The organism is Hymenobacter sp. 102, assembly GCF_049949205.1.
Lineage (GTDB): Bacteria > Bacteroidota > Bacteroidia > Cytophagales > Hymenobacteraceae > Hymenobacter.
Genome location: NZ_CP188172.1, coordinates 1,034,130 through 1,049,617 on the forward strand (window position 1 = coordinate 1,034,130; position 15,488 = coordinate 1,049,617).

The 15,488-nt window shown below is 60.7% G+C and carries 9 protein-coding genes and 3 tRNA genes; 5 read left to right on the forward strand and 7 right to left on the reverse strand.

From position 1 onward, the window contains the following. Positions 1–8: 8 nt before the first annotated feature. On the forward strand, positions 9–3,731 hold the full coding sequence (locus ACN19L_RS04555; RefSeq protein WP_426492356.1) for a hypothetical protein: 3,723 nt from the start codon (positions 9–11) through the stop codon (positions 3,729–3,731). A 194-nt stretch (positions 3,732–3,925) separates the two neighbouring features. Continuing rightward, positions 3,926–4,918, forward strand: a complete 993-nt coding sequence (locus tag ACN19L_RS04560) for a phosphatase (RefSeq protein WP_426492357.1) — start codon at positions 3,926–3,928, stop codon at positions 4,916–4,918. Between the two features lie 68 nt (positions 4,919–4,986). On the opposite strand, the gene ppk1 is transcribed toward ACN19L_RS04560, so the two are convergent. The 7 genes from ppk1 to ACN19L_RS04595 all read right to left on the reverse strand — a co-directional run bounded on the left by ppk1 (position 4,987) and on the right by ACN19L_RS04595 (position 11,905). Further along, positions 4,987–7,266, reverse strand: a complete 2,280-nt coding sequence (gene ppk1, locus ACN19L_RS04565; protein WP_426492358.1) for a polyphosphate kinase 1 — start codon at positions 7,264–7,266, stop codon at positions 4,987–4,989. 53 nt (positions 7,267–7,319) lie between these two features. Next, positions 7,320–7,700: a RidA family protein gene (locus ACN19L_RS04570; protein ID WP_426492359.1), complete on the reverse strand. Its 381-nt coding sequence runs from the start codon at positions 7,698–7,700 to the stop codon at positions 7,320–7,322. Positions 7,701–7,764: 64 nt separating this feature from the next. Continuing rightward, on the reverse strand, positions 7,765–9,747 hold the full coding sequence (gene gyrB, locus ACN19L_RS04575; RefSeq protein WP_426492360.1) for a DNA topoisomerase (ATP-hydrolyzing) subunit B: 1,983 nt from the start codon (positions 9,745–9,747) through the stop codon (positions 7,765–7,767). Positions 9,748–9,906: 159 nt separating this feature from the next. Continuing rightward, the gene (locus tag ACN19L_RS04580) at positions 9,907–11,253 is read right to left on the reverse strand and encodes a hypothetical protein (protein ID WP_426492361.1); all 1,347 of its coding nucleotides are present in this window, start codon (positions 11,251–11,253) and stop codon (positions 9,907–9,909) included. Between the two features lie 281 nt (positions 11,254–11,534). Beyond that, a tRNA-Arg gene (locus ACN19L_RS04585) sits at positions 11,535–11,608 on the reverse strand. 55 nt (positions 11,609–11,663) lie between these two features. Further along, positions 11,664–11,737, reverse strand: a tRNA-Pro gene (locus ACN19L_RS04590). Between the two features lie 80 nt (positions 11,738–11,817). Next, positions 11,818–11,905 (reverse strand) — tRNA-Ser (locus ACN19L_RS04595). A 255-nt stretch (positions 11,906–12,160) separates the two neighbouring features. Between ACN19L_RS04595 and ACN19L_RS04600 the strand changes: the two genes are divergently transcribed. The 3 genes from ACN19L_RS04600 to ACN19L_RS04610 all read left to right on the forward strand — a co-directional run bounded on the left by ACN19L_RS04600 (position 12,161) and on the right by ACN19L_RS04610 (position 15,340). Beyond that, positions 12,161–13,084, forward strand: coding sequence for a VWA domain-containing protein (locus tag ACN19L_RS04600; protein WP_426492362.1), 924 nt, complete (start codon positions 12,161–12,163; stop codon positions 13,082–13,084). Next, positions 13,081–14,034 carry a hypothetical protein gene (locus ACN19L_RS04605; RefSeq protein WP_426492363.1) on the forward strand — a complete coding sequence of 318 codons (954 nt, stop codon included), beginning with the start codon at positions 13,081–13,083 and terminating at the stop codon, positions 14,032–14,034. The genes ACN19L_RS04600 and ACN19L_RS04605 overlap by 4 nt, the downstream gene beginning before the upstream one ends. Before the next feature lie 124 nt (positions 14,035–14,158). Then, positions 14,159–15,340, forward strand: a complete 1,182-nt coding sequence (locus tag ACN19L_RS04610) for an acetyl-CoA C-acyltransferase (RefSeq protein ID WP_426492364.1) — start codon at positions 14,159–14,161, stop codon at positions 15,338–15,340. The last annotated feature ends 148 nt before the right edge of the window (positions 15,341–15,488 follow it).

Sequence of the window (15,488 nt, forward strand, 5' to 3'; positions counted from 1 at the left end):
CCCCTCCTATGTCCCTTCGTTACTCGCGCATGCTGCTGGCCGGTCTGGGCCTGGCAGTTTCTACTCCCCTTTTTGCCCAGTCGTCCTCACCGGCCCACTCAGTTTTTCTACTGGGTAATACGGCCACGGCGGAGTTGCCTGCCGGACATCTGCAGGCGTTGCGCCGCACGCTGGAGCAGCAAACCGGCCCGTTTACCGTGGTTCACCTCGGTGATATTGTAGGCAATGAAGGCCTGGGCTCGGCCAAGGATTCCAGCCAGGCCGGCCAGACGGCCCGCGCCGATGCCCTGATTGCGCTGGTACGGGGCCTGCCGAACGGTAAAATCTACTTCCTGCCCGGCGACAAGGACTGGGCTAACTCCGGCCCCGATGGCCTGAAGCGGGTGCGGCGGCTGGAAAAATATATTGAGGATAAGCTGCCCGGCCAAAACGCCTTTCTGCCCACCGGCGGCTGCCCCGGCCCCGAAATAGTGGACGTAGCCCCGCTGGTGCGCTTAGTCGCCATCAACTCGCCCTGGTGGACGCACCCCTTCGACCGGCCCGAAGCCCCCGACACCGACTGCAAAACCATGACGGTGGAAGAGTTCCGCGAGCAGCTGCAGGATGTGCTGGACGAAACCAAGGGCCGCAATGTGCTGCTGGTGGGCCACCAGCCGGTCATCAGCAACGGTGTGTATGGTGGCCACATGCCCCTGAGCCGCCACCTGCTGCCGCCCGTGGCCGGCACCGTGTACGCCGCCTACCGCCAGAACGTGGGCTCCCCCCGCGACCTGGCCAACCCTGCTTACCAGCAGTTCCAGAAGGAAATGCTGAACACCCTGCGCGACCATCCCGGAGCCGTGTACGCCGCCGCCCACGACTACAGCCTGCAGCTCACTGAGCAGCAGGGCAGCTACCATCTGGTATCGGGCTCTTTCGCGGAGAAACAGCACGTGGGAGCCAATGCCAAGTCGCAATTCAACAAAGCCGAAGAAGGCTTCTCCCGCCTCGATTATTACGCCGACGGCACCGTAAAAACGGCGTTTTACACGTTCGACAGCGGCAACTCGGCCCGGGAAGCCTACGCGGCTACTTTGTTCCGCTCGGCCTGCGGACCGGAGCAGGCCGGGGTGCCCGTCAACTCATTCATTCCCGAGTGCCCATCGGCCCCCAAAGGCGTGGCCCAGGTGAAGCCCGATGCGCCTTTTGAAGCCACCCAGACGCTGGCGGCCGGCAAGCAGTACGCCGGTAATGGCAGTTCCCGGTTCTGGCTGGGCAAGCTCTACCGCACTTCCTGGACCCAGCCGGTACAGGTGCGCACCCTCAACCTTGCTACCGAAAAAGGCGGCCTGCGCCCCTTCGGGCCCGGCGGCGGCCGCCAGACGACTTCCCTCAAGCTCATTGCGGCCGACTCTTCGGAGTACGTGTTCCGCTCGGTGGATAAGGACGTGACCCGGATTCTGCCCCCGGAACTGCGCCAGTCGTTTGCTGCTACTGTGCTGCGCGACATCACGCCCACGGCCCACCCCTACTCGGCGCTGGTAACGGGCTCGTTGCTGGATAAGACGGACATTCTGCACGCCCGGCCCCGGCTATTTGTGCTGCCCGACAACAACCAGCTGGGCCCCTACCGGGAGCAGTTCGCCGGCCTGTTCGGCACCCTGGAAGACCGGCCCGTGGACCCCAAGCCCAACCTGCCCGGCTTCGGCGGGGCCGATGACGTACGCCGTTCGTTCAGTTTCTTCCGCCAGCTTTATAAAGACAACGACAACCGCATCGACGCCGTGGCCCTGGGCCGGGCGCGGGCGTTTGATATGCTGGTGGCCGACTTCGGCAAGCACGAGGACAACTGGAAGTGGGCGGGCTTCAAGGACGGCAAGAAAACCGTGTATAAGCCCATTCCGCGCGACCGGGACCAGTCGTTCACGCTCTGGAACGGGGCCCTCACCTACCTGGCTAACCGGGAATGGGCCGTACCCAGCATTGAAGGGTTTCAGGCCGAATTCGGCGACATGAAAAGCCTGAACTGGCCCGCCCGCCACCTGGACAGGTTTCTGCTGCAAAGCCTGAGCCGGGAGCAGTGGCAGGAAATTGCCCGCTACATGCAGGAGCGCATCACGCCCGCCGCCATCGACGAGGCCACCGGTACGCTGCCCCCCGAGCTGAAAAGCCTGTCGACCGACGACCTGAACCTCAAGCTGAAAGCCCGCATCAGGGAGCTGCCCAAGGCCCTGGATGCGTATTACCTGCTGCTGGCCAGGCGCGTGGACGTGGTGGGCTCCAACAAGGCCGAGGTGTTCCGGGTGGACCGCCAGGCCGACGGCCGCGTGCGGGTGCAACTATTCGACAAGGCCAAGGAGGGCGACGCGCCCAACGGCCCGGCCCTGTTCGACCGGACCTTCTCGCCCAAGGAAACCGAAGAAGTGAGCCTTTACGGTCTCGATGGCAAAGACGTATTCACGGTAACCGGCTCGGCCAGCAAAAGCGTGCTGGTGCGCATCATTGGCGGCGACGGTAAAGACCGGATTTCGGATGACTCCCGCGTGAGCGGCCTGCGCACCCTCACCAAAGTGTATGACGTGCCCGATACTGACCTCAAGCTGGGTCCGGAGTCGGACAACCGCACCTCTACCCGGCCCGATGTGAACCACTACGACCGGGAGCAGTTCGAGTTCAACGGCTACAAGCCCCGCGCTACCGTCATCGTGAATGCCAACGACGGTATCGGGGTGGGTGCGGGCGTTGATTTTGTGCGCCAGGGCTTCCGCAAGCCGGACTTCAAAAACCTGTACTCGTTTGACGTGCGCGGCTCCAGCGGCGGCAACTTCCAAGTGTCGCTGGCCACGCGTCACCGTTATGCCTTCGGCAAGTGGGACGTAGGCGCCCGCACCGAATACGGCAACTTCTTCCCCTTCTACAACTTCTTCGGGCTGGGCAACGACACCAAAAAAGACCAGGACCGGTATGACAACAAATACTATAAAGCCCGCTACAAAGGCTTCACGCTGAACGCCTTCACCGAGCGGGTATTCTGGCAGCGCAGTCTGTTTCGTATCGGGCCCAGCTACGAGCACTACACGTCCAGCTACGCCGCCAGCAGCTACCTGGGCGAGCTGGAACGCGGCCAGATTCCGGTACCCGAGGACCGAATTCCGAACACCGGCTTTCAGCGCCTCATTGGGCTGAACGCGTTGCTGGATGTGGACCTGCGGGACCGGCAGAGCTTTGCCCGACGCGGGGTGCGCCTGCGGGCCCAGCACGATACCTACCACCAGCTCAACGGCAATAAGGGCAACTTCGGCCTCACCCAGGGCTTTGCCGAGTACTACGGCACGGCCCGCCTGGGCATTCCGGTAACGCTGGTAGTGAAGGGCGGCGGGGCCAGAAACTACGGCAACGACGACGACATTCCCTTCTACAAATTCGCCAACCTGGGCCTGCGCGAGGGCCTGCGCGGCTACTACCGCACCCGCTTCACCGGCGACGCCAGCCTCTACCTGAACACCGAGCTGCGCCTGGCTCTGGGCCGCGTGCAAACCTCCTTTCTGCCCTTCTCCTACGGCATTTTCGGCCTCTACGACCGGGGCCGGGTGTACTACAAAGGTTCTTCACCGGGCGGCTGGCACCAGGGCTACGGGGCCGGCTTCTACATCGCGCCCGTATCCGATCAGTTGGCCCTATCGGTGTCTTACCAGAAATCGGTGGAAAATGGTCTGATTCAGTTTGGGCTGGGTTTCCGCATTGACAACTAGCCGCTTGCTGTCAACAGGCCGGGGTGGTCCTGCGCCTTTGGAGTCGCAGGACCACTCTCATTGAGCGGCGGCTACCACTCGTTGCCGAACCCTGCTGGTTATTCCGCTCCAGGTACTCGGCACGCCGACTACTTTGCAGCCGCCGCGAAATCTTATATTTGCCCCAGAATTCTTTTCCCTCCACACCTCTCTGCATGGAATATCCGCTCCTGAAACTGGCTGCCATTGACATTGGATCCAACGCTGTACGGTGCCAGATTTCGGCGGTTTTGCATTATGGGGACCGGTACCGGCTGAAGCGCGTGGAGTATGTGCGCTACCCTCTGCGGCTGGGGGAGGACGTATTTGCCAGCGGCCGCATCTCGGAGAAAAAGCAGCAGAAGTTTATCAAGTTTCTGCACGCGCTGCGCCTGCTGATGGAGGTACACGACGTAGCCCCCGACCACTACCTGATCTGCGCTACCTCGGCCATGCGCACCGCCGAGAATGGCCGGGAAGTGGCCGCCCGCATTCAGCAGGAGCTGGGCATGACGGTGCAGGTGATTGACGGGCAGGCCGAGGCCGCCTACATCAACCGCGTCATCGAGAACCTGCTGGAAGACAAGAAGCACTACCTGCACATTGACGTGGGCGGGGGCAGCACCGAGTTTAACATCTACCATAACCGCCGCAAGGTGGCTTCCCAGTCGTTTGAAGTGGGCAGCATCCGGCGCATGCAGCAGGAAGAAGCCGGCCTGAGTACCGAGGCCATGCGCGAAACCTGGCAGCGCATGGAGGAATGGGTAACCGAAAATGCCCGCCGCTACCACGTGTCCCGCGCCATTGGCACGGGCGGCAACATCAACAAGCTCTACAGCATGGCCCAGCCCCAGCTGGATAAGCCCGTTACGCGCAAGCGCATTGCCACCGTGCTCGACCACCTCACCAGCATGAGCATGGATGAGCGGGTGAACGTGGCCCTGCTCAACCCCGACCGCGCCGACGTCATCGTGCCCGCCGGCCACATCTACCTCTCCGCCATGGAGTGGGCCGATGTGCACCAGATGCTGGTACCCGATATTGGGTTGAAGGATGGAATGCTGCAGGCCCTGTTTGAGGACCATTTCGAGGAAATCCGGGCTTCAACGGACCATCAGGTTGGTCATCCCAAGCCCACCGTACAGCCCCGCCCTACCGAGGTAGAGTAAACAGTTAGGAATCAGCAGGCAGATTGCTTCTTGCAAACAGACTACCTCCTGATTCCTAACCCCTTCCTCTACGCCAGATCCGCTTCCGTTTCGGGATTTTCCTCGGCTACTGCAGCTGCTACGGCTTCCGCGCCGGTTTCGGGGGCCGGCAGTTCCCCGGTCGATACAACGGCCTCCGCAGCGTCTCCCGGCGCATCGTTGCGGATGGCCGCGCAGGACAGCCACTCCTCGTACAGCGCATTCTCCCCTACCATGCTGAAGTTCTTATTGTAGAACTCCTTGTGCACGTTGAATACCGGCTCTTCGGGGGCGGGCTGGCGCCGAATATAGGCCCCATCCTCGCGCATCACGTAGGTATTCTGGTTGTCCTTCAGGTTGAAGTACAGTACGTTGATGGCCTCGCGCTTGAGCTGCGGATTCACAATCAGAAATAGCGCCTCAATGCGCCGGTCGAAGCTGCGCACCATCAGGTCGGCGGAGCCGGCGTACACTTTGGGGTGCCCGGCCTGGTGGAAGTAGAATAGGCGGGAATGCTCTAGGTAGTCGCCCACAATGCTGCGCACCTCAATATTCTCGCTCAGTCCGGCCCGGCCCGGCCGCAGGCAGCAGATACCACGCACAATAAACCGGATGGGCACGCCGGCCTTGCTGGCTTTGTAGAACTCGTCAATCATCTCCTTGTCCTCCAAGGAGTTCATCTTCATCACAATGCCGCTGGGCAGTCCCTTTTTGGCGTTGCGGCTTTCCTCCCGGATCAGGGAAATCAGCTGCTGGCGCATGTCCTTGGGCGCCGTAATCAGGTATTCGTAGTCGTCAGGCTGGGAGTGGCCGGTGATGACGTTGAAGAATTCCGACACGTCGTGGCCGTACACGTCGTTAGTGGTTAGCAGGCTCACATCAGTGTACACCTTGCTGGTTTGCTCATTGTAGTTGCCCGAGCCGATGTGCACGTAGCGCGTTACCTTCTCCCCTTCCTTGCGGATGATCATCATCATCTTGGTGTGCGTCTTATACTTGCTCACCCCATAAATGACGAAGCAGCCGGCCTTTTCCAGCTTAGCCCCTTCCCGAATGTTGCGCTCCTCATCAAAGCGGGCCTTCACCTCAAACAGCACCGACACGTGCTTGCCGTTTTCGGCAGCTTTCAACAGGGCAGCCGTCACCCGGGAGTCGTCGGCCAGGCGGTAAATGGTCTGCTTGATGCCCAGTACGTGCGGGTCCTCGGCGGCCTGCTCCAGCAGCCGCACCACCGGATCGATGTTGTTGTAGGGGTGATGCAGCAGCACATCGTGGTGCTTGAGGTACTCGAAGAGGTTGTCCTCGGCTCCTTCGGGCAGGCTCAGCGGCGTAACAGCCGCCGGCTGCTTGAAACCCTTGCCCCGGAAGTTGGGGTGTTTCAGAATCTGCAGCAGCCCTTTCAGGTCAATGAGGGAATTGATGACGAATACGTTGCCGTTGTCAATCTTCCACCGCTCCTTCAGCACGTTCATCAGCAGCTGCGAGGCGTTGGGCTCCACCTCCAGCCGTACCACCCGGCCCTTTTTCCGGGTTTTCAGCCCCAGCTGAATCTCCTTGATGAAGTCCACGTCAATGTCGTCTGACTCCTCCAGCGTAAAGTCGCCGTTGCGGGTGATGCGGAACATATCGGCCGACACGATTTCCACGTTGCGGAACAGCTTGGGCATGTTCTCGCGCACGATTTCCTCAATGGGCACGTAGATGACCTTATCCTTGCGCGTGAGCTCGAAGAAGCGCGACAGGTTTTGCGGAATCTGCACGAACGTCAGCCGCTCCTGGCCCCGCTCCGCCTCCGCATCCAGCCCGCCCCCGGCCCGCGTAACCACCCCGAAGATGAGCATCTGGTTCATCATCAATGGGAAGCCGTGGTAGCTGTCGTACACCATGGGCGTGAGCAGCGGGAAGATGGTGTTTTTGAAGTAGCCGTCGGCCTTCTTCAACTCCAGCTCCGTGAGTTCCTCCATCTTGAGCACGTTGAAGCCGTTTTTTTCAAACTGCGGCTTCAGCTCATTGAGGTAGGTGAGCGACTGGTCGTTGACAAAGCGGTGGGCAAAATCGAGCAGCTTGCGCCGGAAAGGCATTTCGCGCAGTCCTGAGTAGTCGATGCGCTCCTTGCCATAGTCGAGGTAGTTATAGAGCGAGCCCACCCGAATCATGAAAAACTCGTCGAGGTTGCTGCTGGTAATGGCAATAAACCGCAGCCGGTCGAACAGGGAGCGGCTGGCGTCGCGGGCCTGGTCGAGCACCCGGTAGTTAAAGCGCAGCCAGCTCAGGTCGCGGCTGATGTATTTGCTTTTGCGGATGAGGTCGGCGGATTTGAACAGTTTCATGCGGTAAGAAGAAAGGCCGGACAAAATACGAGCAAACGCCCGCAGTAGTATAGTCAGTCCGGAATAATAGCAGTGGCTTCAATTTCCACCAATAGCTGCGGCGCAATCAGGGCACTCACAGCCAGCATAGTAGCGGCCGGACGAATTGTGCCGAATACTTCGCCGTGCGCTCTGCCAACGGCTTCCCAGTCGGCGATGTTTTTGAGGTAGATCCGAGTACGCACTACGTGTTCGGGCCCAGCTCCGGCCTCAGCCAGGGCAACCATAATCTTCTGCAGAATTCGTACTGCCTGGCTATACGCATCGGGGCCGGTAACGGTGCTGCCATCCTGGGCCGTGGTACCGGCCACTTCCACCACATTCCCGACCCGAACGGCGCGGGAATACCCAACAGTTGTTTCCCAAGGGGCTCCGGAAGATATGTTCTGCCGCATATATACTTGCTGAAGACACACAAAAAAGGCCCGCTGCAAAGCGGGCCTTTCTGAGTTACACTGGTTACACGTCCAGCTTGGCGTACTTAGCGTTCTTCTCGATGAAGTCACGGCGGGGAGCTACCTCGTCGCCCATCAGCATGGAGAACAGGTGGTCGGCTTCGGCGGCCGAGTCCACGGTTACCTGCTTCAGGGAGCGGGTAGCGGGCTGCATGGTGGTGCTCCAGAGCTGCTCGGCGTTCATCTCGCCCAGTCCTTTGTAGCGCTGCACGTTCACCGTTTCGGGCTTGCCGCGGCCGAGGTCTTCCTGAGCCTGCATGCGTTCCTCCTCCGTCCAGCAGTAGCGCTCCTCCTTGCCCCGCTTCACGAGGTAGAGCGGCGGCAGGGCAATGTAGATGTAACCCTTATCCACCAGTTCGCGCATGTAGCGAAAGAAGAAGGTCAGGATCAGCGTGCGGATGTGGGAGCCGTCGATGTCGGCGTCGGTCATGATGATGACCTTGTGGTAGCGCAGCTTGGCCGTATTGAGGGCTTTGGCGTCGGCTTCAATGCCATTCTCCGGATCGGCGGGTGTGCCGAAGGTCACGCCCAGGGCCGTAATCATATTCCGGATTTCCTCGTTTTCCAGAATGCGGTGCTCCTGGGCCTTCTCCACGTTCAGGATTTTACCCCGCAGCGGCAGAATGGCCTGGAAGGCACGGTTGCGGCCTTGTTTGGCAGTACCACCGGCCGAGTCCCCTTCCACGAGGTAGATTTCGCAGATTTCAGGGTCCGATTCGGAGCAGTCGGCCAGCTTGCCGGGCAGGGAGTTGGAACCCAGCACGGTTTTGCGCTGCACCATCTCGCGGGCCTTCTTGGCGGCAATGCGGGCTTTGGCCGCCAGAATCACCTTGTCGATGATAACGCGGGCTTCCTTGGGATTTTCCTCCAGGTACTGGTTCAGAATTTCGCCCACCACGGTGTTCACCGCCCCGTTCACCTCGGAGTTGCCCAGTTTGCCCTTGGTCTGCCCTTCAAACTTCGGCTCGGCTACTTTTACCGAAATAACGGCCGTGAGGCCCTCGCGGAAGTCGTCGCCCTGAATCTCCACCTTGGCCTTGGCCACCTCGCCCGATTTCTCGGCGTAGGCCTTCAGCACCCGGGTAATAGCCGCTCGGAAGCCCGAGACGTGCGTACCGCCCTCGTGGGTGTTGATGTTGTTGACGTAGGAGTAAATGTGCTCCTGGAACGAGTCGTTGTACTGGAAGGCCACTTCCACCGGAATGCCCCGCTCGGTAGCCACGTACACCGGCTTGTGCATGAGCACCGTGCGGCTGTTGTCGAGGTACTGCACGTACTCGGCCACGCCGCCTTCCGAGTAGAACTCGTTCTGCTGGGGCTCGCCCCCGTCTTCCGGCGTGCGCAGGTCGGTGAGGATGATGCGGATGCCGCGGTTAAGGTAGGACAGCTCCCGCAGACGCGTGGCAATGCGCTCGTAGGAGTAGGTAGTGGTTTCGTCGAAGATAGTGGGGTCGGGCTGGAACCACACCAGCGTACCCCGCTCGGTGGTGTCGCCAATCTGCCGCACATCGTACTGGGGTACCCCAATGGTGTACTCCTGCTCGTAGATGTGGCCGTCGCGCTTCACGGTAACGTGGGTGTGGGTGCTGAGCGCATTCACGCAGCTTACGCCCACGCCGTGCAGGCCGCCGGAGGTTTTGTAGCTGTTCTTATCGAATTTACCGCCGGCGTGGAGCACGGTCAGGGCAATTTCCAGGGCCGATTTGCCGAACTTCTGGTTGATGCCAACGGGAATGCCGCGGCCGTTATCCTGCACCGAAATGGCGTTGCCGGGGTGGATAGTTACTTCAATCCGGTCGCACTGGCCGGCCAGGGCTTCATCAATGGAGTTATCGACGACCTCCCACACCAAGTGGTGCAATCCTTTCACGCCGGTATCACCGATGTACATGGAGGGTCGCTTGCGCACGGCTTCGAGCCCTTCGAGCACCTGAATGCTATCCGCGGAGTAGTCCGAGGTTCCGATTATCTCTTGTGTTTCACTCATGTGACGCAGTTAATTCAACCTGATTTAGGTATGGACAAAGATACCGAAAAAATCCGGTTTTTGCCAGCCAAAAGGCCGATTTACCCCTGTCTTTCGGGCACAAAAAAGCCATTGCTCCGGGGCGGCTGCAATGGCTTTTTTTTAGATCGGAACGTTCCGCTACAGTACCTGGGCCCGCAGGTAGCTTACGCCCGTTTCCGACTCCAGCTTTACTTGGTACAGACCCGGTTTTTCGCGGCTCAGGTCCAGGCTGGCCTCACCCGCGCGGCTGCTTTCCAGCCTGCGCTGCTGCACCTGCCGCCCCACCGCGTCGGTTAACGTGAGGGTAACGGGGCCAACGTGGGCAGCAGCGGGCCACTCTACCCGAAACCGGCCGCTCGTACTCGGATTTGGGCTTAGGCTGGCCCCGGCGACCAGCAGGGCCGTGCGCGCGCCCAATACCGTGCTGGTAAGCTTGTTTGCCCCCAGCCCGATGATGGTACCCGCCGAATTTTCGCCCACTCCTCCGCTCCAGACGGCCGCGGGGCCGGCTGCATCCACAAACAGATGGTTCAGGGTAGTTTCGATGCTCACCCAGGTCTGGCCGTTGTCCCGGCTGTAGGAGGAGCCCGCGTCCCCGTTCCCGAAATCAAGGCCGACGGAAATGTAGTTGCCGGTGCCGGGCACGTTATCGATAGAAAAGCCGCGCAAGGGGCCGGAATAGTTCAGCCGGCTCCAAGTGCTGCCGCCGTCCGTGGTACGAAACAGCTGGTGCTTGGTCGAATTCTCATCACTGATAATCGCCAGCCCATTCTGCTGGTCCCGGAAGGCTACGTTCTCAATGGCCTCGGACGCTACCTGGCGCGCAACCGTCCAGGTAGCTCCTTTATCGAGGGAGCGGAAGATGTCGCCCTCGTCGTTGGGTAGCCAGATTGAGTTGCCAACCACGGCGGGAGGAGCAATGGTGCCTAACTCATCCTTGGTGCCTACGGGCACGGTGGCTCGCGTCCAGGAAGTGCCGCCGTTGGCTGTGTAATAGATTTCCATGCCCCGGCCGGTATCGTCCGGGTCACCCATTACTACCCCGTCGTTGGCGTTGAAAAAGTGAATCGTATTGGGGTAGCTGTCCGGTCCGGTAAACATGGCAGCCGTACTCTGCACTACCCAGGTATTGCCCGCGTCGGCGGTTTTGAGTATCCGCCCGCCCGCTACCCCTGCCGTCACTACCCAGGCCGTGGTTGGACTGATAGCCGAGAGGCTCTGAATAGTTTCATTGTCGGTATCGATGGCGGCAATGGTCAGCACCGTCCAGTTCTGCCCGCCATTGAAGGTACGGGCTACCTGATTGGTAGTGCTGCGGGAAAGGATACCGCTGGACAACGACCACGCCGTGCTGGCGTCCACGGCATCTACGTACAGCGGCACCCGGCTGGTGGGAGTAAATGAGAACGGCTGCTGCACCCATTGTGCCTGCGCCGCCGCGCATACAACCAGGATAGCAGAGAGCGTAAGTACATTTTTTTTCATGAGCAACGAAATAAGCAGCATGCGGAAGCGCATCGAAAGGCGCTGGGTGTGAAAGGGCACTTAGGCCTCAATTACGTTATGCTATTGTCAATACCCTATTCAATATAGGAGTTGCGATGGTTATGTCCGTTTCAAAGCATTGTTCAGCAGTTGCAGAGGGAGGGCATTGGGCGTACATTGCCCAACGCGTTTAAACCAAGTCTGCGCGAGCAATGCATTGGGCGTTTTTGCGGGATCTACACAAAAAAACCCGCTTTACATGAACGTAAAGCGGGTTGAAGTGGCCCCGATTGGATTCGAACCAATGACCGGCTGCTTAGAAGGCAGCTGCTCTATCCAGCTGAGCTACGGGGTCAGAAAGCACAAAAGCCGTCCACCCAAATGGTGGGCAAACGGCTTAAGCTCAAACGTCGGGGTGGCAGGATTCGAACCTGCGGCCTCCTGCTCCCAAAGCAGGCGCGATACCGGGCTACGCTACACCCCGAAAAAAAATTCTGAACTATGAGAGTTGGATTACGAATAGCTGATTCATAATTCAACTCTCATAATTCAGAATAAACAATGCGGAGAGGGGGGGATTCGAACCCCCGGAAAACTTTAGGTCTTCGGCAGTTTAGCAAACTACTGGTTTAAGCCACTCACCCACCTCTCCAGAGGGGCATCCTTTCCGGCTGAAAGGTGTGCAAATATACAAGGAGAATGGAGAAACAACACTTTTCAAAAAAAATATCTTCCATCTTGCCGCGGCAAACACGGCCTGTGCGCCGGCTCCGCACCACGCAGCTGCCCCCGGAAGGCCGCCTTAAATAGCTGGTTCTATTTTGATCATGAAGAAGTTAACCTTGTGCTAAATTGGGCTTACCAGCCAACCTGGGTTGAGGGTGTGGCCGCCGTACTTTTTTTTCTTTTGTACCTCGGTTACGGCTTTCGTACCCGCCGGCTGGCCGCGCCGCTGCAACAAACGGGCTGGCCACTGGGCTGGAAGCTGCTACTGCGGCTGCTGTATCTGGGGCTGTTGGGGGTAGCCTTGTGGGGGCCGGCATATGGCCTCACGCAAACGCCGGTGCGCACGGCGGGCAAGGATGTGTGGCTGCTGGTGGACCTCTCCCGCTCCATGAACGCCCCCGATGTGGCTCCTTCCCGCCTGGAAAAAGTCAAGGCCGAGCTGAGCACCCTCATCAGCCGCTTCCCCGCCGACCGGCTGGGCCTAATTATTTTTGCGGGGGAAGCCTACGTGCAATGCCCGCTCACCTACGACCAGGCGGCGCTGCAACTATTCGTGAGTACGCTGCAAACCACCCTGGTGCCCCCTGGCAGCACCGATCTGGTGCCGCCACTGGAACTGGCGCTTACGCGCTTGGCCGCTACGGCCCCTACCACTACCGGCACTACCCCTGCGCGCACTACGGCCTTGGTACTGGTTACGGACGGGGAGGATTTTGGGGAAAACCTGGAACCGACCGTGCGCATCCTGGCCCGCTCGGGGGCGCGGGTGTTTACAGTAGGCGTCGGCACACCCGAGGGCAGCCGCATTCCGCAGTCCGGGGGGCGGGGCTACGTGCGCGACGCCCGGGGCCGGGAGGCCATTACAAAGCTGGTGGCACCACCCCTGCGCCAGTTGGCGGAGCAAACCGGCGGGCGGTATTTTGAGTTGTCGGACCAGCGCAACGAGTTTCCGCTGCTGCTAAACGCCCTGAACCGGGTAGAGGGCCTGATGCAGCAGGTACGCACGGTATCGGTGGCCGATAACCGCTACCGGTATCCGCTGCTATTGGCCCTGCTGCTGCTGGCCTTGGATGTCATAATAACCGTGAAAGTTATCCGGCCATGAAAACTGTTTTGCTACTGGCGGCTCTGTGGCTGGGGGCCTGGCAGGCGTTGTTGCGCATTCATGAGCGGAACGTGGCCGTGCAGCAGGGGGCTGCCGCTTACGCGCGCCAGCAGTGGGCGGCGGCGGCGGCAGCCTACCAGACGGCCGTACGGGTGGTGCGCCGCCCGGAGGAGGCGGTTTTGCTGAATCTGGCCCACGCTACCCTCCGGGCGGGCCGCCCCACCGAAGCCCGGGGCTACTATAGTCGTCTCGTAACCAGCTCCGCCGGCCCTATCCGGAGCGTGGCTTTGCAGCAGTTGGCCGTTATTGCCGCCGACAAGGCCGATTATGCCCAGGCAAGCAGCCTGTGCCGGCAGGCATTGCTGGCTAATCCCGGCAATACCGCCGCCCGCTACAACTACGAGCTGCTGCAGGCACTGCTGCACCAGCCTCCTCCCAGCTCCCCCCCGCCCGGCCCCGATGGTAGCCCGGCCCAGCCGCCGTCTGCAGCCGGGGGCAGCCGCGAGGGAACTACCAGGCCCGATGAAGTAAACCAGCCTCAGGCCGCCCCGCAGGGCACCCCGCAACGCCAACCCGGAGCGACGGGGCTGCCGGACCCAACGCAGCCCACTGCCCGACCGGGGCAGACGGCTCAGGGCGGCTTTCAGCCAGGCCGTGGACCGAAGCGAGCCGTGGCACTCGGCAGTCAGCCGGGCACTACCCGGGGCCTGAGCAGCCAGGCAACCGGACCCGAAGCCGCGGGGGGCAACAGCCGGCGCGGGGGCACCGAAATGGCCTCCAACGCCGAAGCCAACCTGCAAACTCAGCGGGCCCGCCTGCAACAGATGAATCTGAGTCCCGGCCAGGCCCGCCAGTTGCTGGAAGCCCTGCACGCCACCGAACAGCAGTACCTGCAGCAGCTTCCGCGCAAAGCCACTAAACCTGCTGATAAGACCCGGCCGGGGTGGTAGCGCGGGGATACGGAACGGAGGAAGGCAATGCCATAGTCATCAACTCCCGTGCGCATGCAGCATTGCATCCTTAAACCTTTCTACCTTTAGCACCCGATTTCAACCATTCCCACCCAACCCCATCATGCAAATCAAAGAAGTAGTAATTGTAGCCGCCGTACGTACCCCTATCGGGTCTTTCGGCGGCAGCCTGTCGTCGTTGTCGGCCATTGAGCTGGGGGCCATTGCCCTGAAGGGTGCGCTGGACAAAGCCGGCGTGGACGGCAAGGAGGTGGAGCAGGTGATTATGGGCAACGTAATTTCCGCTAACCTGGGCCAGGCCCCCGCCCGGCAGGCGGCCAAGAAAGCCGGTTTGCCCGATACCGTAGAATGCACCACCGTAAATAAAGTGTGCGCCTCGGGTACCAAAGCCATTATGTTCGGGGCGCAGGCCATTATGCTGGGGCAGGCCGACGTAGTACTGGCCGGCGGCATGGAGAGCATGTCGAACGTGCCCTATTACCTCGACAAAGCCCGTTTCGGCGCTAAATACGGCCACGGCCAGATGATTGACGGCCTGATGAAGGATGGCCTCTGGGACCCGTACCACGACTTCGCCATGGGCGTAGCCGCCGACCGCACGGCCACGCACTACGGCATCACCCGCGAGGAGCAGGACGCTTTTGCCCAGCAGAGCTACGAGCGGAGCGCCGCCGCGGCCCAGGCCGGCAAGAAAAAGGACGAAATTGTGCCCGTGACCATTTCGGTGCGCGGCAAGGAAACCGTTATCAGCGACGACGAGGAGTACACCAAGGCTGATTTCGCCAAGTTTGCCGGCCTCAAGCCCGCGTTTGGCAAGGAAGGTACCGTAACGGCCGCCAATGCTTCGACCCTCAACGACGGGGCCGCCGCCGTGCTGCTGATGAGCCGGGAGAAAGCCGAGGAGCTGGGCGTGAAGCCCCTGGCCCGCATCCGCGGCTTCGCGGACGCCGAGCAGGCCCCCGAGTGGTTTACCACTACTCCGTCGCTGGCTATTCCGAAGGCGTTGAAAAACGCCGGGGTGGACGCTTCGGAAGTGGATTTCTACGAAATCAACGAGGCTTTTTCGGTGGTTTCCCTGGCCAACAACAAGCTGCTGAACCTGGAAGGCAAAAACGTGAACGTGTACGGCGGGGCCGTGAGCCTGGGCCACCCGCTGGGTGCTTCGGGCGCGCGCATTGTAACCACGCTGGTAAACGTGCTGCAGAATGAAGGCGGCAAAATCGGTGTGACCGGCATCTGCAACGGCGGTGGCGGGGCCAGCTCGCTGGTTGTTGAGAAGCTGTAAGGGTATTGGCTGTTGGTTGCCCGTGTCGTTCTAACAACGAGCAACCGACAACTAACCACTATTTTGATACTACAAAAGCCCTGCTGCATGTTTTGCGGCAGGGCTTTTGTGTGGCCGCTGTTACGCGCGGCGGGCAGCGCGGCAGACT

Excerpts from the sequence above, each read along its gene's own strand:
- gyrB (WP_426492360.1), bottom strand. The coding sequence starts at position 9,747 with ATGAGTGAAACACAAGAGATAATCGGAACCTCGGACTACTCCGCGGAT.
- ACN19L_RS04605 (WP_426492363.1), top strand. The coding sequence starts at position 13,081 with ATGAAAACTGTTTTGCTACTGGCGGCTCTGTGGCTGGGGGCCTGGCAG.
- ACN19L_RS04555 (WP_426492356.1), top strand. The coding sequence starts at position 9 with ATGTCCCTTCGTTACTCGCGCATGCTGCTGGCCGGTCTGGGCCTGGCA.
- ppk1 (WP_426492358.1), bottom strand. The coding sequence starts at position 7,266 with ATGAAACTGTTCAAATCCGCCGACCTCATCCGCAAAAGCAAATACATC.
- ACN19L_RS04580 (WP_426492361.1), bottom strand. The coding sequence starts at position 11,253 with ATGAAAAAAAATGTACTTACGCTCTCTGCTATCCTGGTTGTATGCGCG.
- ACN19L_RS04560 (WP_426492357.1), top strand. The coding sequence starts at position 3,926 with ATGGAATATCCGCTCCTGAAACTGGCTGCCATTGACATTGGATCCAAC.
- ACN19L_RS04570 (WP_426492359.1), bottom strand. The coding sequence starts at position 7,700 with ATGCGGCAGAACATATCTTCCGGAGCCCCTTGGGAAACAACTGTTGGG.
- ACN19L_RS04610 (WP_426492364.1), top strand. The coding sequence starts at position 14,159 with ATGCAAATCAAAGAAGTAGTAATTGTAGCCGCCGTACGTACCCCTATC.